Annotated in this window: 32 protein-coding genes and 1 tRNA gene; all 33 read left to right on the top strand. The window is 63.1% G+C overall.

The features are described from left to right. A partial coding sequence (locus QWJ38_RS23485) for an EF-Tu C-terminal domain-related protein (RefSeq protein ID WP_491572024.1) occupies positions 1-391 on the top strand: 391 nt, incomplete at its 5' end. A gap of 73 nt (positions 392-464) precedes the next feature. Further along, on the top strand, positions 465-776 hold the full coding sequence (gene rpsJ, locus QWJ38_RS23480; protein WP_019561663.1) for a 30S ribosomal protein S10: 312 nt from the start codon (positions 465-467) through the stop codon (positions 774-776). 240 nt (positions 777-1016) lie between these two features. Further along, positions 1017-1688 carry a 50S ribosomal protein L3 gene (gene rplC / locus QWJ38_RS23475; protein ID WP_290361564.1) on the top strand — a complete coding sequence of 224 codons (672 nt, stop codon included), beginning with the start codon at positions 1017-1019 and terminating at the stop codon, positions 1686-1688. Then, positions 1688-2308: a 50S ribosomal protein L4 gene (rplD, locus tag QWJ38_RS23470; protein ID WP_290361563.1), complete on the top strand. Its 621-nt coding sequence runs from the start codon at positions 1688-1690 to the stop codon at positions 2306-2308. Before rplC ends, rplD begins: the two co-directional genes overlap by 1 nt. Beyond that, complete coding sequence (gene rplW, locus QWJ38_RS23465) at positions 2305-2619, top strand: 50S ribosomal protein L23 (RefSeq protein WP_290361562.1); 315 nt, start codon at positions 2305-2307, stop codon at positions 2617-2619. The genes rplD and rplW overlap by 4 nt, the downstream gene beginning before the upstream one ends. Further along, positions 2619-3443 (top strand): 50S ribosomal protein L2, encoded by an 825-nt coding sequence (rplB, locus tag QWJ38_RS23460; protein ID WP_290361561.1) that lies wholly within the window; start codon positions 2619-2621, stop codon positions 3441-3443. Before rplW ends, rplB begins: the two co-directional genes overlap by 1 nt. A gap of 10 nt (positions 3444-3453) precedes the next feature. Then, the gene (gene rpsS, locus QWJ38_RS23455; protein ID WP_199593713.1) at positions 3454-3732 is read left to right on the top strand and encodes a 30S ribosomal protein S19; all 279 of its coding nucleotides are present in this window, start codon (positions 3454-3456) and stop codon (positions 3730-3732) included. A gap of 12 nt (positions 3733-3744) precedes the next feature. Next, the gene (gene rplV, locus QWJ38_RS23450; protein WP_290361560.1) at positions 3745-4074 is read left to right on the top strand and encodes a 50S ribosomal protein L22; all 330 of its coding nucleotides are present in this window, start codon (positions 3745-3747) and stop codon (positions 4072-4074) included. 16 nt (positions 4075-4090) lie between these two features. Next, the gene (gene rpsC, locus QWJ38_RS23445; RefSeq protein ID WP_290361559.1) at positions 4091-4927 is read left to right on the top strand and encodes a 30S ribosomal protein S3; all 837 of its coding nucleotides are present in this window, start codon (positions 4091-4093) and stop codon (positions 4925-4927) included. 2 nt (positions 4928-4929) lie between these two features. Beyond that, on the top strand, positions 4930-5346 hold the full coding sequence (gene rplP / locus QWJ38_RS23440) for a 50S ribosomal protein L16 (RefSeq protein ID WP_290361558.1): 417 nt from the start codon (positions 4930-4932) through the stop codon (positions 5344-5346). Positions 5347-5360: 14 nt separating this feature from the next. Further along, positions 5361-5558 carry a 50S ribosomal protein L29 gene (gene rpmC / locus QWJ38_RS23435; protein WP_290361557.1) on the top strand — a complete coding sequence of 66 codons (198 nt, stop codon included), beginning with the start codon at positions 5361-5363 and terminating at the stop codon, positions 5556-5558. Then, positions 5555-5824 (top strand): 30S ribosomal protein S17, encoded by a 270-nt coding sequence (rpsQ, locus tag QWJ38_RS23430; protein WP_290361556.1) that lies wholly within the window; start codon positions 5555-5557, stop codon positions 5822-5824. Before rpmC ends, rpsQ begins: the two co-directional genes overlap by 4 nt. 123 nt (positions 5825-5947) lie before the next feature. Next, positions 5948-6454 (top strand): peroxiredoxin, encoded by a 507-nt coding sequence (locus tag QWJ38_RS23425; protein WP_290361555.1) that lies wholly within the window; start codon positions 5948-5950, stop codon positions 6452-6454. Positions 6455-6732: 278 nt separating this feature from the next. After that, on the top strand, positions 6733-7101 hold the full coding sequence (rplN, locus tag QWJ38_RS23420) for a 50S ribosomal protein L14 (RefSeq protein ID WP_290361554.1): 369 nt from the start codon (positions 6733-6735) through the stop codon (positions 7099-7101). A 25-nt stretch (positions 7102-7126) separates the two neighbouring features. Continuing rightward, positions 7127-7444, top strand: a complete 318-nt coding sequence (rplX, locus tag QWJ38_RS23415; protein WP_290361553.1) for a 50S ribosomal protein L24 — start codon at positions 7127-7129, stop codon at positions 7442-7444. A gap of 10 nt (positions 7445-7454) precedes the next feature. Beyond that, complete coding sequence (gene rplE / locus QWJ38_RS23410; RefSeq protein ID WP_290361552.1) at positions 7455-7994, top strand: 50S ribosomal protein L5; 540 nt, start codon at positions 7455-7457, stop codon at positions 7992-7994. Between the two features lie 8 nt (positions 7995-8002). Further along, entirely contained in the window at positions 8003-8308 is a 306-nt protein-coding gene (gene rpsN, locus QWJ38_RS23405) for a 30S ribosomal protein S14 (RefSeq protein WP_290361551.1), read from the top strand. A 25-nt stretch (positions 8309-8333) separates the two neighbouring features. Next, positions 8334-8729, top strand: a complete 396-nt coding sequence (rpsH, locus tag QWJ38_RS23400) for a 30S ribosomal protein S8 (RefSeq protein ID WP_290361550.1) — start codon at positions 8334-8336, stop codon at positions 8727-8729. 19 nt (positions 8730-8748) lie between these two features. Beyond that, on the top strand, positions 8749-9282 hold the full coding sequence (rplF, locus tag QWJ38_RS23395; protein WP_290361549.1) for a 50S ribosomal protein L6: 534 nt from the start codon (positions 8749-8751) through the stop codon (positions 9280-9282). Positions 9283-9293: 11 nt separating this feature from the next. Then, on the top strand, positions 9294-9659 hold the full coding sequence (gene rplR, locus QWJ38_RS23390) for a 50S ribosomal protein L18 (protein ID WP_290361548.1): 366 nt from the start codon (positions 9294-9296) through the stop codon (positions 9657-9659). Positions 9660-9677: 18 nt separating this feature from the next. Beyond that, entirely contained in the window at positions 9678-10196 is a 519-nt protein-coding gene (rpsE, locus tag QWJ38_RS23385; RefSeq protein WP_290361547.1) for a 30S ribosomal protein S5, read from the top strand. A gap of 20 nt (positions 10197-10216) precedes the next feature. After that, on the top strand, positions 10217-10399 hold the full coding sequence (gene rpmD / locus QWJ38_RS23380; RefSeq protein ID WP_195795820.1) for a 50S ribosomal protein L30: 183 nt from the start codon (positions 10217-10219) through the stop codon (positions 10397-10399). Between the two features lie 26 nt (positions 10400-10425). Further along, the gene (gene rplO, locus QWJ38_RS23375; protein ID WP_290361546.1) at positions 10426-10860 is read left to right on the top strand and encodes a 50S ribosomal protein L15; all 435 of its coding nucleotides are present in this window, start codon (positions 10426-10428) and stop codon (positions 10858-10860) included. 20 nt (positions 10861-10880) lie between these two features. Then, positions 10881-12191, top strand: a complete 1311-nt coding sequence (gene secY, locus QWJ38_RS23370) for a preprotein translocase subunit SecY (RefSeq protein ID WP_290361545.1) — start codon at positions 10881-10883, stop codon at positions 12189-12191. Between the two features lie 52 nt (positions 12192-12243). After that, positions 12244-12462, top strand: a complete 219-nt coding sequence (gene infA / locus QWJ38_RS23365; RefSeq protein ID WP_009855680.1) for a translation initiation factor IF-1 — start codon at positions 12244-12246, stop codon at positions 12460-12462. Between the two features lie 58 nt (positions 12463-12520). Further along, positions 12521-12634, top strand: a complete 114-nt coding sequence (gene rpmJ / locus QWJ38_RS23360) for a 50S ribosomal protein L36 (protein ID WP_290361544.1) — start codon at positions 12521-12523, stop codon at positions 12632-12634. Between the two features lie 34 nt (positions 12635-12668). After that, the gene (gene rpsM / locus QWJ38_RS23355; protein ID WP_290361543.1) at positions 12669-13034 is read left to right on the top strand and encodes a 30S ribosomal protein S13; all 366 of its coding nucleotides are present in this window, start codon (positions 12669-12671) and stop codon (positions 13032-13034) included. 29 nt (positions 13035-13063) lie between these two features. Continuing rightward, positions 13064-13468: a 30S ribosomal protein S11 gene (rpsK, locus tag QWJ38_RS23350; protein ID WP_056194196.1), complete on the top strand. Its 405-nt coding sequence runs from the start codon at positions 13064-13066 to the stop codon at positions 13466-13468. Between the two features lie 213 nt (positions 13469-13681). After that, a complete protein-coding gene (gene rpsD, locus QWJ38_RS23345) occupies positions 13682-14305 on the top strand; it encodes a 30S ribosomal protein S4 (RefSeq protein WP_290361542.1) in 624 nt (207 codons plus the stop codon). A gap of 136 nt (positions 14306-14441) precedes the next feature. Continuing rightward, positions 14442-15431, top strand: coding sequence for a DNA-directed RNA polymerase subunit alpha (locus QWJ38_RS23340; RefSeq protein ID WP_124448780.1), 990 nt, complete (start codon positions 14442-14444; stop codon positions 15429-15431). A gap of 92 nt (positions 15432-15523) precedes the next feature. Further along, complete coding sequence (rplQ, locus tag QWJ38_RS23335) at positions 15524-15913, top strand: 50S ribosomal protein L17 (protein WP_290361541.1); 390 nt, start codon at positions 15524-15526, stop codon at positions 15911-15913. Between the two features lie 180 nt (positions 15914-16093). Continuing rightward, on the top strand, positions 16094-17917 hold the full coding sequence (dsbD, locus tag QWJ38_RS23330) for a protein-disulfide reductase DsbD (RefSeq protein ID WP_290361540.1): 1824 nt from the start codon (positions 16094-16096) through the stop codon (positions 17915-17917). Between the two features lie 38 nt (positions 17918-17955). Further along, positions 17956-18032: transfer RNA gene (locus QWJ38_RS23325), tRNA-Met, on the top strand. Positions 18033-18202 lie beyond the last annotated feature (170 nt).

Raw genomic sequence — 18202 nt, 5'->3', positions numbered from 1 at the left:
GCTGGACCAGGGCCAGGCTGGCGACAACGTCGGCATCCTGCTGCGCGGCACCAAGCGCGAAGACGTCGAGCGCGGCCAAGTGCTGGCCAAGCCCGGCTCGATCAAGCCGCACACCCACTTCACTGCTGAGATCTATGTGCTGAGCAAGGAAGAGGGCGGTCGCCACACCCCGTTCTTCAACAACTACCGTCCCCAGTTCTACTTCCGCACGACGGACGTGACCGGTGCCGTGGAGCTGCCGAAGGACAAGGAAATGGTCATGCCGGGCGACAACGTGTCGATCACCGTCAAGCTGATCGCCCCGATCGCCATGGAGCAGGGTCTGCGCTTCGCCATCCGTGAAGGCGGTCGTACCGTCGGCTCGGGCGTCGTGGCTACCATCCTCGAGTAAATCTTCTTTTGCGTGAACGAGCCCGGGCGCTGCGTCCGGGCCTCACACAAATCCGTTCTTTGAAGGAATCGTCATGCAAAAGCAAAAGATCCGCATCCGCCTGAAAGCGTTCGACTACAAGTTGATCGACCAGTCGGCTCTGGAAATCGTGGACACCGCCAAGCGCACCGGCGCGATCGTCAAGGGCCCGGTGCCTCTGCCGACCCGCATGCAGCGTTTCGACATCCTGCGTTCGCCGCACGTCAACAAGACCTCGCGCGACCAGTTCGAAATCCGCACGCACCAGCGTCTGATGGACATCGTCGACCCGACCGACAAGACGGTCGACGCGCTGATGAAGCTGGATCTGCCGGCCGGCGTGGACGTCGAGATCAAGCTGCAGTAAAGCTGCGACGCGATCGGCGTCAAGCGCAAGGGGGCTCCTTCGGGAGCCCTTTGTTCTGGGCCTTCGACGGTGGGCTTGCATGAATCCTAGGGTTCACGCTATACTCGCCGTCTTTCCGCCAAAAGTGTCATCTTTGGCGGGTGTAAGCGCGCCGTTTGGAGAGATCCAAAGCTGCCTTTACCAGCAAGCGGTGCATCTGGTCAGCCTGGCCAATCGATGTCAGGCATTTGGAGAAAAAACATGAGTCTTAGCAATCGTCTCGGATTGCTGGGCCGCAAGGTGGGCATGATGCGCATCTTCACGGACGATGGCGACGCCATTCCCGTGACGGTGCTCGACGTGTCGAACAACCGCGTGACCCAGATCAAGACCGAAGAGACCGACGGCTACAGCGCCATCCAGGTGGCGTTCGGCACGCGCAAAGCATCGCGCGTGACCAAGCCGGAAGCCGGCCACCTCGCGAAAGCGGGCGTCGAAGCCGGTCAAGTCCTCAAGGAATTCCGTGTCGCTGCCGAAGTGGCTGCCGAATACAAGGCCGGCGCCTCGCTGCCGGTGACGATGTTCGCTGCCGGCCAGCTGGTCGACGTGCAGGGCACGTCCATCGGTAAGGGCTTCACGGGCACGATCAAGCGCCACAACTTCGGTTCGCAGCGCGCCTCGCACGGTAACAGCCGCTCGCACAACGTTCCTGGCTCCATCTCGATGGCGCAGGATCCGGGTCGCGTGTTCCCGGGCAAGAAAATGTCGGGCCACCTCGGTGACGAGACCGTGAGCGTTCAGAACCTGGACATCGTGCGCGTTGACGAAGCCCGTCAGCTGCTGCTGGTCCGTGGTGCTGTTCCGGGTGCCAAGAACGGCCATGTGGTCGTGCGCCCGGCCGTCAAGGTCAAGGTCAAGAAGGGAGCCAACTGATGCAGCTCGAGCTCCTGAACGAACAAGGTCAGGCCACCTCCAAGGTGGACGCTCCTGACACCGTCTTCGCTCGCGATTACAACGAAGCCCTGGTGCACCAGGTGGTCGTGGCCTTCCAGGCCAACGCCCGTCAAGGCACCCGCGCCCAGAAGGACCGCGAACAAGTTCATCACTCGACGAAGAAGCCGTTCCGCCAAAAGGGAACGGGCCGTGCACGTGCCGGTATGACTTCGTCGCCGCTGTGGCGCGGGGGTGGTCGGATCTTCCCGAACATGCCCGACGAAAACTTCACGCACAAGCTGAACAAGAAGATGTACCGCGCCGGCATGGCCGCCATCCTCTCGCAGCTGGCTCGTGAAGGCCGCCTGGCCGTCGTCGACTCGATCTCGATCGAAGCGCCGAAGACCAAGCTGCTGGCTGCCAAGTTCAAGGCCATGGGCCTGGAGTCGGTGATGCTGATCGCCGACGAAGTCAGCGACAACCTGCTGCTGGCTTCGCGCAACCTGCACAACGTGCTGGTCTGCGAGCCGCGCTACGCCGATCCGCTGTCGCTGGTTCATTACAAGAAGATTCTTGTGACGAAGGCCGCGATGGAGCAACTCAAGGAGATGCTGGCATGAGCGCCCCGAAATATGCTGAAGGCCGTCTGGCCTCGGTGCTGCTGGCTCCCATCGTGTCCGAAAAGGCCACGGCGGTTGCCGAGAAGCACAACCAAGTGTTGTTCAAGGTCCTGCGCGACGCCACCAAGCCCGAGATCAAGGCCGCTGTTGAACTGATGTTCAAGGTCGAGGTCGAGTCGGTCAATGTGGTGAACGTGAAGGGCAAGGCCAAGCGCTTTGGCGGCCGTGCCGGCCGTCGCGACCACGTCAAGAAGGCGTATGTCGCTCTGAAGGCGGGCCAAGAGCTCAACTTCTCCGGGGAGGCTGCGTAATGGCCGTCGTTAAAGTCAAGCCTACTTCGCCCGGCCGCCGCGGCGTCGTCAAGGTCGTGCACAAGCACCTGCACAAGGGCGCTCCGGAAGCTTCGCTGCTCGAGCCCCAGAAGCAGAATTCCGGCCGTAACAACAACGGTCACATCACGATGCGCCACAAGGGCGGTGGTCACAAGCACCACTACCGTGTGGTCGATTTCGTGCGCAACAAGGACGGCATTCCGGCCAAGGTTGAGCGCATCGAGTACGACCCGAACCGTACGGCCCACATCGCTCTGGTGTGCTATGCCGACGGTGAGCGTCGCTACATCATCGCTCCGCGCGGTCTGGAAGTCGGCGCAACGGTTCTGAGCGGCGCGGAAGCCCCGATCAAGGCCGGCAACACGCTGCCGATCCGCAACATCCCGGTCGGCTCGACGATCCACTGCGTCGAGATGCTGCCCGGCAAGGGTGCGCAGATCGCGCGTTCGGCCGGCGTGTCCGTGGTGCTGATGGCTCGCGAAGGCGTCTACGCTCAGCTGCGTCTGCGCTCCGGCGAAGTGCGCAAGATCCACATCGACTGCCGCGCCACGATCGGCGAGGTGTCCAACGAAGAGCATCAGCTGCGCCAGTACGGCAAGGCCGGCGCGATCCGTTGGAAGGGTATCCGCCCGACCGTTCGCGGTACGGCGATGAACCCGGTCGATCACCCGCACGGCGGTGGCGAAGGCCGCACCGGCGAGGGTCAGGCCCCCGTGTCGCCGTGGAACACCCTGACGAAGGGCTTCCGCACTCGTAACAACAAGCGCACGCAGACGTTCATCGTCTCGCGTCGCAAGAAGTAAGGGCTAGGCCATGACTCGTTCGCTGAAGAAGGGCCCGTTCGTCGACCACCACCTGATGGCCAAGGTCGACAAGGCGGTTGCCGCCAAGGACAAGAAGCCTATCAAGACCTGGTCGCGTCGCTCGACGATCCTGCCCGAGTTCATCGGTCTGACGATCGCCGTGCACAACGGCAAGCAGCACGTGCCGGTCTATGTGTCCGACCAGATGGTCGGCCACAAGCTGGGCGAATTCGCACTGACCCGCACCTTCAAGGGCCACCCGGCCGACAAGAAGGCCGGGAAGAAGTAAGGACTAGAGACAATGGAAACCCGTGCAATCGTACGCGGCGTCCGCCTGTCGGTCGACAAGGGTCGACTGGTGGCTGACATGATCCGCGGCAAGAAGGTGGACCAGGCGCTCAACATCCTGGAATTCACCCAGAAGAAGGCAGCCGTGATCATCAAGAAGGCGCTGGAGAGCGCCATCGCCAACGCCGAGCACAACGACGGCGCTGACATTGATGAGCTCAAGGTCACCACGATCTATGTGGAGCAAGGTGCCACGCTGAAGCGTTTCTCTGCCCGCGCCAAGGGCCGCGGCAACCGCATCAGCAAGCCCACTTGCCACATCTTCGTGTCGGTCGGCAACTGAAGGCTGAAGGAAGACTATGGGACAGAAAATTCATCCGACCGGCTTCCGCCTGCCCGTCACCCGTAACTGGGCGTCGCGCTGGTATGCCTCGAACCAGAACTTCGCCACCATGCTGGCCGAAGACCTGAAGGTTCGCGACTACCTCAAGGCCAAGCTGAAGAATGCTGCCGTTTCGCGCATCCTGATCGAGCGCCCCGCCAAGAACGCCCGCATCACCATTTTCTCGGCTCGTCCGGGCGTGGTGATCGGCAAGAAGGGTGAGGACATCGAAAACCTGAAGGCCGAACTGACCAAGCGTCTGGGCGTGCCGGTGGCCGTGAACATCGAGGAAGTGCGCAAGCCCGAAATCGATGCTCAGCTGATCGCCGACTCGATCACCCAGCAGCTGGAAAAGCGCATCATGTTCCGCCGCGCGATGAAGCGCGCGATGCAGAACGCGATGCGTCTGGGCGCCCAGGGCATCAAGATCATGTCCTCGGGCCGTCTGAACGGCATCGAAATCGCTCGTTGCGAGTGGTACCGCGAAGGTCGCGTGCCCCTTCACACGCTGAAGGCCGACATCGACTACGGCCTCTCCGAAGCCAAGACGACCTATGGCGTCATCGGCGTGAAGGTGTGGGTCTACCGCGGTGACCGCCTGGCCAATGGCGAGGCGCCGGTGATCAACACGCCGGCAGGTGCCGAAGATGACCGTCGTCCGCGTCGCAACGCCCGTCCGGGTGCTCCGGGTGGCCGTGGCCGTCCCGGTGGCGACCGTGCCCCGGCCGATGCTGGCGCAGGCGCACCCGCCGCAAAGCGCGTCGTCCGCAAGCCCGCAGCAGCCCCGGCCGCTAGCGAGCCCAAAGGAGAATAAGAATGCTGCAACCAGCTCGTCGCAAATACCGCAAGGAGCAAAAGGGTCGTAACACCGGTGTTGCTACCCGCGGCGCCGCCGTGTCGTTCGGTGACTTCGGCCTGAAGGCCACCGAACGCGGCCGCCTGACGGCTCGTCAGATCGAAGCTGCTCGTCGTGCAATCTCGCGCCATATCAAGCGCGGGGGTCGCATCTTCATCCGCATCTTCCCCGACAAGCCGATCTCCCAGAAGCCCGCCGAAGTCCGTATGGGTAACGGTAAGGGCAACCCGGAGTACTACGTCGCTGAAATTCAGCCCGGCAAGGTGCTCTACGAGATCAACGGTGTGCCGGAAGCCCTGGCTCGCGAAGCGTTCACGCTGGCTGCTGCGAAGCTGCCGCTGAGCTGCACCTTCGTGGCCCGCCAGGTCGGTACCTGAAGGGAAGGAACACCATGAAAGCATCTGAACTGCGTGGCAAGGATGTCGCTGCCCTGGAAAAGGAAGTGACCGATCTGCTGAAGGCCCATTTCGGCCTGCGCATGCAAAAGGCGACGCAACAACTGACCAACCACACCGTGTTGGGCAAGACGCGTCGCGACATCGCTCGTGCCAAGACCATCTTGAACGAGAAGAAGGGGGCCGCGAAATGACGCAAGCTCAAGAGAAGAACACCCGCACCCTGGTGGGTCGTGTGGTCAGCGACAAGCGCGCCAAGACCGTCACCGTGCTGATCGAGCGTCGCTCGAAGCACGAGCTCTACGGCAAGATCGTCGCTACCTCCCGCAAGTACCACGCCCACGACGAAAAGGGCGAGTACAAGATGGGCGATGTGGTCGAAATCGCCGAGGGCCGTCCGCTGTCCAAGACCAAGAGCTGGGTCGTGACCCGCTTGGTCCAGAAGGCGGAAGCGGTCTAAGCCTCGCTTCGACACTTTATTGAAGTCGTGCGCAACGCGGGGTCTTAAACTCTGCGCTGCTCAGACGGCCGGAACGCTGGAATACTGGCGGCCGGCCGTTTTCATTTTCAACCGGAGAAAACAATGCTGAAAGTCGGAGACAAGCTGCCCGCGGGCACGCTGCAGGAATTCATCGAGGTCGAAGGCAATGGCTGCTCGCTGGGCCCGAACAGTTTCGACATCGAGAAGGCCACGGCCGGCAAGAAGATCGCCATCTTCGCGCTGCCCGGTGCGTTCACCCCGACCTGTTCGGCCCAGCACGTGCCCGGCTATGTGCAGCAGGCGGAGGCGCTGAAGGCGGCCGGCGTCGACGAGATCTGGTGCGTGTCGGTCAACGACGCCTTCGTGATGGGCGCCTGGGGCCGCGACCAGAAAACCGCTGGCAAGGTGCGCATGATGGCCGACGGTAGCGGCGCCTTTGCCCAGGCCACCGGCCTGACCTTGGACCTGGTCGCGCGCGGCATGGGGGTGCGCTCGCAGCGCTACTCGATGCTGGTCGAGGACGGCGTCGTCAAGACGCTGAACATCGAGGCGCCCGGCAAGTTCGAGGTCAGCGACGCCAATACGATGCTGGCCCAGGCCAAGGCCTGAGCGCGGCGGATCGCCCGCCCCGGGGGGGCGGAGCCCAGAGTCCGCGCCCTAATTGTTTTCGGATCACTGCTTGACGCCTCCTAGGGTTTCACTGCATAATCCAAGACTTCGCCGATCAGCCAGGCGCATCTTGTGGTGCGTTATGGCCTCGGGTTCGCCCTCAAACCGCTGGGCGTCGCGACTGCAACGGTCGAGACGAGCAGCTTACGGGCCCAAGACTGCTTGATGAGCGCGTCGCGTTGTTGCGGCGGGTGACTCGGGACAAGTTGGGGATAGACATGATTCAAATGCAATCGCGGCTCGACGTCGCGGATAACACTGGCGCCAAGTCCGTCATGTGCATCAAGGTGCTTGGTGGTTCCAAGCGTCGCTATGCGCATATTGGCGACATCATCAAGGTCAGCATCAAAGAAGCTGCTCCGCGCGCTCGCGTCAAGAAGGGCGAGGTCTACAGCGCCGTGGTGGTTCGCACCGCCAAGGGCGTGCGCCGTCAAGACGGTTCTTTGGTCAAGTTCGACGGCAATGCCGCCGTGCTGCTGAACGCCAAGCTGGAGCCGATCGGCACCCGTATCTTCGGCCCGGTGACGCGTGAACTGCGTACCGAGCGCTTCATGAAGATCGTGTCGCTGGCACCTGAGGTGCTCTGAGCATCGTCAAGTCAAAGGTATTGCCATGAACAAGATTCGTAAAGGCGACGAGGTCATCGTGTTGACCGGCCGCGACAAGGGCAAGCGCGGCACCGTGTCGCAGCGTGTCGATGACGCACACCTGGTGGTGGAAGGCGTCAACGTCGTCAAGAAGCACGTCAAGCCCAATCCCATGAAGGGCACCACCGGCGGCGTGGTCGACAAGACGATGCCGATCCATCAATCCAACGTGGCGATTTTCAACGCCGCATCCGGCAAGGCCGACCGCGTGGGCATCAAGTTGCTCGCCGATGGCAAGAAGGTGCGCGTCTACAAGTCGACCGGCGAAGAGATCAAGGCTTAAGAGGTCCGACATGGCTCGTTTGCAAGAGTTTTATCGCGAGAAGGTCGTCCCCAGCCTGACTGAAAAGTTCGGCTACAAGTCGATCATGGAAGTGCCGCGCATCACCAAGATCACGCTGAACATGGGCGTGAGCGAGGCGGTCGCCGACAAGAAGGTCATGGATCACGCCGTTGGCGACCTGACCAAGATCGCCGGCCAGAAGCCCGTGATCACGAAGTCGAAGAAGGCCATCGCCGGCTTCAAGATCCGTGACAACGTGCCGATCGGCTGCATGGTCACGCTGCGTGGCGTCCAGATGTACGAATTCCTGGACCGCTTCGTGACGATCGCCCTGCCGCGCGTGCGCGATTTCCGTGGTATCTCGGGTCGCTCGTTCGACGGCCGCGGCAACTACAACATCGGCGTCAAAGAACAGATCATCTTCCCCGAAATCGATTACGACAAGGTGGATGCTCTGCGTGGTCTGAACATCAGCATCACGACGACGGCGAAGACGGACGACGAAGCGAAGGCGCTGCTGGCCTCGTTCAAGTTCCCGTTCAAGAACTGAGGTGACTCGTGGCTAAACTTTCCCTGATTCAGCGTGAACTGAAGCGCGAGCAACTCGTTGCCAAGTTCGCCAAGAAGTATGCGGAACTGAAGGCGATCATCAACGACGCCAAGAAGTCCGACGAAGAGCGTTATATCGCTCGTCTGGAGCTGCAGAAGCTCCCCCGCAATGCCTACCCGACCCGCCAGCGCAACCGCTGCGAGTTGACCGGCCGTCCCCGCGGTACTTTCCGCAAGTTCGGCCTGGGCCGTAACAAGATTCGCGAGCTGGCCTTCAAGGGCGACATCCCCGGTGTCGTCAAGGCCAGCTGGTAATCGGCACGATTAGGAGATTTCGCAAATGAGCATGAGTGATCCTATCGCCGATATGCTGACCCGCATTCGCAACGCGCAGAGCGTTGAGAAGCCCAGCGTCGTGATGCCTTCCAGCAAGCTGAAGGTCGCGATCGCCAAGGTCCTGAAGGACGAGGGTTACATCGACGGATTCGCGGTGCGCGGTGAAGCCGCCCGCCCGGAGCTGGAGATTGCGCTGAAGTATTACGCCGGTCGCCCGGTGATCGAGCGCATCGAGCGCGTGAGCCGCCCCGGCCTGCGCATCTACAAGGGCCGCCACGACATTCCTCAGGTCATGAATGGCCTGGGTGTGGCGATTGTCACCACCCCGCAGGGCGTGATGACCGACCGCAAAGCACGTCAAGCCGGTATCGGCGGCGAAGTGCTCTGCTACGTCGCCTAAGCGCAAGGAGAGACAGACAATGTCCCGCGTTGGAAAAATGCCGATCGCCGTCCCCGCTGGTGTGGATGTGACGATCTCCGCTGAGCAGATCAGCGTCAAGGGTGCCCAAGGCACGCTGGTGCGCGCGGTCAACCCGCAGGTCGTCGTCAAGAACGACGCCGGCAAGCTGACCTTCGCCCCCGCCAACGAGTCGGCCGAAGCCGACGCGCTGAGCGGCACGATGCGTGCGCTGGTGAACAATATGGTCAACGGCGTCAGCAAGGGTTTCGAGCGCAAGCTGACCCTGGTCGGCGTGGGCTTCCGTGCCCAGGCCCAAGGCCAGAAGCTGAACCTGCAGATCGGTTTCTCTCACCCGGTGGTGAAGGACATGCCGGCTGGCATCACGGTGACGTGCGCCACGCCGACCGAAATCCTGATCAAGGGTGCTGACCGCCAGGTGGTGGGTCAGATCGCCGCTGAGGTGCGTGCCTTCCGTCCGCCCGAGCCCTACAAGGGCAAGGGCATCCGCTATGCGGAAGAGAAGGTCGTCCTCAAAGAGACCAAGAAGAAGTAAGGAGCAGCGCAATGTTGACCAAGAAAGAACAGCGCATCCGTCGTTCGCGTCAGACCCGCGCCCGGATCGCCATCCAGCGCGTCGCACGCCTGACGGTGTTCCGCTCCAACCTGCACATCTACGCCAGCGTCATTTCCGACTGCGGCACCAAGGTGCTGGCCAGCGCGTCGACGGCCGAAAAGGAAGTCCGCGCCGAGCTGGGCGCCGCCGGCAAGGGTGGCAATGTGGCCGCCGCGACGCTGATCGGCAAGCGCATCGCCGAGAAGGCGAAGGCCGCTGGTATCGAGAAGGTGGCGTTCGATCGTGCAGGTTTCGCCTACCACGGCCGCGTCAAGGCGCTGGCCGAGGCCGCTCGCGAAGCCGGCCTGCAGTTCTGACGCAATAAGGAATACGAAATGGCAAAGTTTCAACCCCGCGCGCAGACCGAAGGCAATGACGACGGCCTGAAGGAAAAGATGATCGCGGTCAACCGCGTCACCAAGGTGGTCAAGGGCGGCCGTACGCTGTCCTTCGCCGCTCTGACGGTGGTCGGCGACGGCGATGGCCGTATCGGCATGGGCAAGGGCAAGGCGAAGGAAGTTCCGGTCGCCGTGCAGAAGGCCATGGAATCGGCTCGCCGCAACATGGTCAAGATCAGCCTGCGCAACGGCACCATCCACCACAACGTGGTCGGTGAGCACGGTGCTTCGCACGTGATCATGGCTCCGGCTCCGGCCGGTACCGGCGTGATCGCCGGCGGCCCGATGCGCGCCGTTTTCGAAGTGATGGGTGTGACCGACATCGTGACCAAGAGCCACGGTTCGACCAACCCGTACAACATGGTTCGCGCCACCCTGAATGGCCTGAAGCGCGCCACCACGGCTTCGGAAGTCGCCGCCAAGCGTGGCAAGTCGGTCGAAGAAATTCTCGGCTGATCGCTGCACTGGAGAGACACATGTCTGACAAGAAAACCCTGACGGTCAAGCTGGTTCGCAGCCCGATCGGCACGCGTGCCTCGCACCGCGCCACCGTGGTCGGCCTGGGCCTGCGCAAGCTGAACAGCACGAGCACGCTGGAAGATACGCCGGCCGTGCGCGGCATGATCAACAAGATCGCCTATCTCGTGCAGGTGCTGTAAGCGCCGCACGAACTGAGGACAAGAAGATGCAACTCAATACGATCAAGCCCGCGGCAGGTGCCAAGCACGCCAAGCGCCGCGTCGGTCGTGGTATCGGCTCCGGTCTGGGCAAGACCGCTGGCCGTGGCCACAAGGGTCAAAAGTCGCGCGCCGGTGGCTACCACAAGGTCGGCTTCGAAGGCGGTCAGATGCCGCTGCAGCGCCGTCTGCCCAAGCGCGGTTTCAAGTCGCAATCGCTGAAGTACAACGCCGAGATCAACCTCGACGACCTGCAAGCGCTGGCCGGCGACGAAATCGACGTGCTGACGCTGAAGGCCGTCGGCCTGGTGCCGGAACTGGCGAAGACCGTCAAGGTCATTCTGTCGGGTTCGATCAGCCGCAAGATCACGCTGAAAGGCGTGGGCGCGACGAAGGGTGCCAAGGCAGCCATCGAAGCCGCTGGCGGCACGGTCGTCGCCTAAAGCGATAGGAACGGGGCACAGTGGCTACCAACGCAAACCAACTGGCCAAGAGCGGCAAGTTCGGCGACCTGCGTCGCCGGCTTGTTTTCCTGCTGCTGGCGCTGGTCGTCTATCGCATCGGGGCGCATATCCCCGTGCCCGGTATCGACCCGGCCCAGCTGCAGCAGTTCTTCAAGGGTCAGGAAGGTGGCATCCTCTCCCTGTTCAATATGTTCTCGGGCGGTGCGCTGTCGCGCTTCACCGTCTTCGCGCTGGGCATCACGCCCTACATCTCGGCCTCCATCGTCATTCAGCTGATGACCTATGTGGTGCCGACGCTGGAAGCGCTGAAGAAGGAAGGCGAGGCAGGTCGTCGCAAGATCACGCAGTACACGCGCTACGGCACCCTGGGCCTGGCGATCTTCCAGAGCCTGAGCATCGCGCTGGCGCTGGAAAGCTCGGCCGGTCTGGTGATCAACCCGGGCTTCGGTTTCCGCCTGACGGCGGTGTCCAGCCTGGTGGCCGGCACGATGTTCCTGATGTGGCTGGGTGAGCAGATCACCGAGCGCGGTCTGGGCAACGGGATCTCGATCCTGATCTTCGGCGGTATCGCCGCGGGTCTGCCCGGTGCGATCGGCGGCCTGGCCGAGCTGGTGCGTACCGGCGCGATGGGGGCGGTTTCGTTCCTGGTCGTCGTGGCGATCGTCGTGCTGGTCACCTTCGGTGTCGTGTTCGTCGAGCGTGGTCAGCGCAAGATCCTGGTCAATTACGCGAAGCGTCAGGTCGGCAACAAGGTGTATGGCGGTCAATCGTCGCACCTGCCGCTGAAGCTGAACATGTCGGGCGTGATCCCGCCGATCTTCGCGTCGTCGATCATCCTGCTGCCGACCACGGTGGTCAGCTGGTTCGCGACCGGCGACAGCCTGCGCTGGCTGAAGGACATCGCCGACATGCTGCGCCCGGGTCAGCCGATCTATGTGCTGCTGTACGCCGCTGCGATCGTGTTCTTCTGCTTCTTCTATACGGCCCTGGTGTTCAACAGCCGTGAGACCGCGGACAACCTGAAGAAGAGTGGTGCGTTCATCCCGGGCATCCGTCCGGGCGAGCAGACCGCGAAGCATATTGACAAGATCCTGTCCCGCCTGACCTTGGCCGGCGCCATCTACATCACTGGGGTGTGCCTGCTGCCGGAGTTCCTGACCTTGAAGTACAACGTGCCGTTCTATTTCGGCGGCACCTCGTTGCTGATCATCGTGGTCGTGACGATGGACTTCTGGGCCCAGGTGCAGAGCTATGTGATGAGCCAGCAGTACGAATCGCTGCTGAAGAAGGCAAATTTCAAGGCCAGCTGAACAGGCTGAACCAAGTTTTTAAAAACAATCCAACCGAACAGAAACCGTAGGCATGGCGAAAGACGACGTCATTCAGATGCAAGGCGAGATTCTCGAGAATCTCCCCAATGCCACGTTTCGTGTGAAGCTGGAGAACGGGCACGTCGTTCTCGGTCACATCTCCGGCAAGATGCGCATGCACTACATCCGCATCCTGCCTGGCGACAAGGTGACCGTCGAACTGACCCCGTACGACCTGAGTCGTGCTCGCATCGTATTCCGGGCGAAGTGAGCTTTTCTATCCCCGGGTAACGCGCAGAGCGCTTAAGAAGTTAGTCAAGGAGCAGGCTATGAAAGTTTCGGCATCCGTCAAGACAATGTGCCGCAATTGCAAGGTCATCCGCCGCAAGGGCGTGGTGCGTGTGATCTGTACCGATCCGCGCCACAAGCAGCGCCAGGGCTGATAGCCGCACGACACGAGCGAATTAGAGGACGCACATGGCACGTATTGCTGGTATCAACATTCCGCCGCAAAAGCACACTGAGATCGGTCTGACCTCGATCTACGGCATTGGCCGTACGACCGCGCAGAAGATCTGCACCGCTTGCGGTATCCCGTTCGACAAGAAGGTCAAGGACCTCACCGACGCCGATCTGGAAAAGATCCGTGAAGAAGTGGGTCGCATGACCATCGAGGGCGATCTGCGCCGCGAGATGTCGATCAACATCAAGCGCCTGATGGACCTCGGCTGCTACCGCGGCTTCCGTCATCGCCGTGGCCTGCCGATGCGCGGCCAGCGCACCCGCACGAACGCTCGCACTCGTAAGGGCCCGCGCAAGTCGGCCGCTACGGGCAAGAAGTGATCTGCGGCAAGCATTGAAAGAAGGTCAATATGGCAAAAGCACCCAATAACTCGGCTGCCCAGCGCGTTCGCAAGAAGGTTCGCAAGAACGTTGCCGACGGCATTGCGCACGTCCACGCTTCGTTCAACAACACGATCATCACGATCACCGACCGTCAAGGCGGCGCCCTGAGCTGGGCTTCGTCGGGCGGCCAGGGCTTCAAGGGCTCGCGCAAGTCGACCCCCTTCGCTGCGCAGGTCGCCGCCGAAGTGGCCGGCCGTGCTGCTCAAGAGCAGGGCATCAAGAACCTGGATGTCAAGATCAAGGGCCCGGGCCCGGGTCGCGAGTCCTCGGTTCGTGCGCTGGCAGCGCTCGGCATCCGGATCAATTCGATCTCGGACGTGACGCCGGTCCCGCACAACGGCTGCCGTCCGCAGAAGCGTCGTCGTATCTAAACTTCGCGGTTTAGTGCGATAATCGCGAATTCGTTTTCCCAAGCCGGCTGGCGCGCAGCAACTTAGCTGTGGGCCAGTCGGCCGTTTTGCTGAAGTCAAGGGTTCGCCCAGCAGCTTCGATAAGCCCACCGTCCGAGCCCATAAAAACATTGGCCGGACTCGCGCAGGCGCCTCTTCCTAGGCCTTGCGTCAGATTGATGAAGGACACGCAAAGTGGCACGTTACCTCGGCCCGAAGGCCAAACTTTCCCGCCGTGAAGGCACCGACCTGTTCCTGAAGAGCGCCCGCCGCTCGATCGCGGACAAGGCCAAGTTCGACTCCAAGCCCGGCCAGCATGGCCGCACCTCGGGCCAGCGCACCAGCGATTTCGGCCTGCAACTGCGCGAGAAGCAGAAGGTCAAGCGCATGTACGGCGTGCTGGAGCGCCAGTTCCGCCGCTACTTCGCCGAAGCCGAGCGCCGCAAGGGCTCGACCGGCGCCAACCTGCTGCAGCTGCTGGAATCGCGTCTGGACAACGTCGTCTACCGCATGGGCTTCGGCTCGACCCGCGCCGAAGCGCGCCAGCTGGTCTCGCACAAGGGCATCACCGTCAACGGCGAGGTCGTGAACATCGCCTCCTACCTGGTCAAGGCCGGCGACACCGTCGCCGTGCGCGAGAAGGCCAAGAAGCAGCTGCGCGTGCAGGATGCGTTCAAGCTGGCCGAGTCGGTCGGCATGCCCGCCTGGGTCCAGGTCGACGGCACGAAGCTGGAAGGCGTGTTCAAGAAGGCTCCGGACCGCGATGAGTTCGGCGCTGAGATCAACGAATCGCTGATCGTTGAGTTGTACTCGCGTTAATCGTTTCGCTGTTGCCGACGGAGCCCTGGCGGGCCCTGTCGGCGTTCCCTCGTCTGGGCAGGGCCATTTCGGCTTGCCCGGCTGGTCCCTCAGCCTTATCGGTGTAACGAACCGAGGGTATTGAAAGAAAGACCTCATGCAAACAAATCTGCTCAAGCCCAAATCCATCAATGTGGAGCCTCTCGGCGGTCATCGCGCCAAGGTGACCCTGGAGCCGTTCGAACGCGGCTATGGCCACACCCTGGGCAACGCCCTGCGTCGTGTGCTGCTGTCCTCGATGGTGGGTTATGCGCCGACGGAAGTGACGATTGCCGGCGTGCTGCACGAGTACTCGGCCATCGACGGCGTGCAAGAGGACGTGGTTCACATCATGCTGAACCTCAAGGGCGTGGTGTTCCGCCTGCACAACCGTGAGGAAGTGACCCTGGTCCTGCGCAAGGAAGGCGAAGGCCCGGTCACGGCCGCCGACATCCAGACCCCGCACGACGTCGAGATCATCAATCCCGAGCACGTCATCGCCCATCTGTCGCAAGGCGGCAAGCTGGACATGCAGATCAAGGTCGAGAAGGGCCGCGGCTATGTGCCCGGCACGATGCGCCGCTATGGCGATGAGCCGACCAAGTCGATCGGCCGCATCGTCCTGGACGCCTCCTTCTCGCCCGTGCGTCGCGTCAGCTACGCCGTCGAGAACGCCCGCGTCGAGCAGCGTACCGACCTCGACAAGCTGGTCATGGAGATCGAGACCAACGGCGCCATCTCGCCGGAGGAAGCGATTCGCGCCTCGGCCAAGATCCTGGTCGAGCAGTTGGCCGTCTTCGCCCAGCTGCAGGGCACCGACCTGGTCGATGCCTTCGACCAGCCGGCCCAGCGCTCCAGCAGCTTCGATCCGATCCTGCTGCGTCCGGTCGACGAGCTCGAGCTGACCGTGCGTTCGGCCAACTGCCTGAAGGCCGAGAACATCTACTACATCGGCGACCTGATCCAGCGTACCGAGACCGAGCTGCTGAAGACCCCGAACCTGGGTCGCAAGTCGCTCAACGAGATCAAGGAAGTCCTCGCTTCGCGCGGCCTCACCCTGGGTGCTCGTCTCGAGAACTGGCCGCCGCAAGGTCTGGACAAGCGTTAATTTTCAAGAATGGGTGGCCCTCCGGCCACCCGGTGCACCCGGGCAGTACCTGATACGGCTGCTGGGAAATATCGTAGGAAAGGAAAAGCACCATGCGTCACCGTAACGGCCTCCGTAAACTGAACCGCACCAGCGAGCACCGCAAGGCGATGCTGCGCAATATGTGCAACTCGCTGCTGCAGCACGAAGCGATCAAGACCACCTTGCCCAAGGCCAAGGAACTGCGTCGCGTCGTCGAGCCCCTGATCACGCTGGCCAAGGAGCCGACCGTCGCCAACCGTCGTCTGGCTTTCGACCGCCTGCGTGACCGCGACATGGTCGTCAAGCTGTTCGACGTGCTGGGCCCGCGCTTCGCCGCGCGTCCGGGCGGCTACACCCGCATCCTGAAAATGGGCTTCCGCGTCGGCGACAACGCCCCGATGGCTTATGTCGAGCTGGTCGACCGTGCGGAAGGCGAGACCGAAGGCGTCGCCGCCGAGTAATCGCAGCCAGGACTCTGGTCGCCCGCGACCGAGCCCTGCAAAGGCCAGCTCTCGAGCTGGCTTTTTTTATGCCTCTTTGCGGCGGCCATCCGCCCGCTGGGCGAGCCGAGGCGATTCGGATTAAGCTCGCCGGCTTGGCGCCCTAGACGCACTCGAAACTGCACTCGAACCGCTCCCGACATGACCCGAAGACTTCTCCAGCTCGTCCTGCTGCTGCTTGCCACCCTGTGGCTTCCCGCGCAGGCCGATGATTTCCTCGACCCCGAACAGGCCTTCAAGCTCAGCGTCAAGCCGCTGGACGACAAGAGCGTGGATGTGACGTTCGAGATCGCGCCCGGCTACTACATGTACCGCGAGCAGTTCAAGGCCGAGGCGCAGGGCGCGATGCTGGGCGCGCCGGAGCTGCCGGCCGGCAAGACCAAGTTCGACGAGACCTTCCAGAAGACCGTCGAGATCTACCGCGAGCAGTTGCGCGTGCGCGTGCCGGTCGAGCAGGCCAGCGGCGCCTTCACGCTCAGCGTGACCGGCCAGGGCTGCGCCGACAAGGGTCTGTGCTACCCACCGATGACCAGCCGCTACGAGGTCCGCCTGGTCGGCTTCGGCGGCAGCGCCGCGGTCAAGCGGCTGGAGGCCGTCGATCCGCTGTCGGCCGGCACGGCGCCGTCGGCGGTCGCCGAGGCCGCGGCGCCGCTGAGCGAATCGGGCCGCCTCGATGCCGCCCTGCAATCGGGCCGCTTCTGGACCATCGTCGGCGTGTTCTTCGTCGCCGGCCTGCTGCTGTCGCTGACGCCCTGCGTGCTGCCGATGCTGCCCATCCTGTCCTCCATCATCGTCGGCAGCGGCGGCAAGGCCACGCGCAGCCGCGGCCTGCTGCTGGCCGCCAGCTATTCCCTGGGCATGGCGCTGATCTACACCGCGTTGGGCGTCGCCGCCGGCCTGGCCGGCGAGGGCCTGGCCGCCGCGCTGCAGAAGCCCTGGGTGCTGACCCTGTTCGCCCTGGCGCTGGTGCTGTTCTCGCTGTCCATGTTCGGCGCCTACGAGCTGCAGCTGCCTTCGGGCCTGAGCGGTGGCCTGTCCAATGCCTCCCAACGCCTGCCTGCCGGCCGCATCGGCGGCGTGTTCCTGATGGGCGGCGTTTCGGCACTGATCGTCAGCCCCTGCGTCGCCGCGCCGCTGGCCGGCGCCCTGGTCTATCTGAGCCAGACCCGCGACGTGCTGCTGGGCGGCAGCGCGCTGTTTGCGCTGGCCTGCGGCATGAGCGTGCCGCTGTTGCTGCTCGGCGCCTCCGCCGGCGCGCTGTTGCCCAAGGCCGGTGCCTGGATGGAGGGCGTCAAGCAGTTCTTCGGCCTGTTGCTACTGGGCGTGGCGCTGTGGATGGTGCAGCCGCTGTTGCCGGCCGCGCTGGCGCAGGCGCTGTGGGGCGCGCTCTTGATCGCCATCGCCGCGCTGCTGGGCCTGTTCCGCGCTGCCGGCGGCCCCGGCGCGCAGGCCTGGCTCGGCAAGACGGTGGCCATCGTCGCGCTGGTCTATGGCCTGCTGCAACTGGTCGGGGCGGCCGCCGGCGGTACCGATCTGCTGAAGCCGCTGGCCGGTGTGATGCTGACCCAGGGCGGCGTGGCCAAGGGCGAGGCGGCCGGCGGCGGCGCCGAGTTGCGTTTCCAGACGGTGCGCAGCGTCGCCGAGCTCGACGCGGCGCTGGCCGGCGCCGGCCGGCCGGTGATGCTGGATTTCTACGCCGACTGGTGCGTGTCCTGCAAGGAGATGGAACGCTTCACCTTCAGCGATCCGGCGGTGCGCGAGCGCCTGGCCAAGGTGGTCCTGCTGAAGGCCGATGTGACGGCCAACAGCCCCGCGGATCGCGAACTGCTGAAGCGCTTCAAGCTGTTCGGCCCGCCGGGAACGATCTTCTTCGACGCGCATGGACGCGAGCTCGAGGGCGTGCGGGTGATCGGCTTCCAGGACGCGCCGCGCTTTCTTTCTTCGCTTTCCGCGGCGGGGATCTGACGAGCGACGTGAAAATGTACTATACTGCCAGCTTCAGTCGCGGGGTGGAGCAGTCTGGTAGCTCGTTGGGCTCATAACCCAAAGGTCGTAGGTTCAAATCCTGCCCCCGCAACCACCGAATAAAGTAATGAAATCAACGACTTAGGTCGTTAAGAAAGCCAGCCGAAAGGTTGGCTTTTTGCATTCTGTGCCCAATTTGTGCCCTTCTCGTGCCCAGGCCGTGCCCAGCAGGATTGAGAGATGCGCCGATCGACCATTGGGTTCCGTGCCCCTTGGCGAGATGTG

It is taken from the genome of Roseateles violae, from assembly GCF_030410485.1.
Taxonomy (GTDB): domain Bacteria; phylum Pseudomonadota; class Gammaproteobacteria; order Burkholderiales; family Burkholderiaceae_C; genus Roseateles_D; species Roseateles_D violae.
This window is presented reverse-complemented; position numbering and strand designations above follow the sequence as displayed.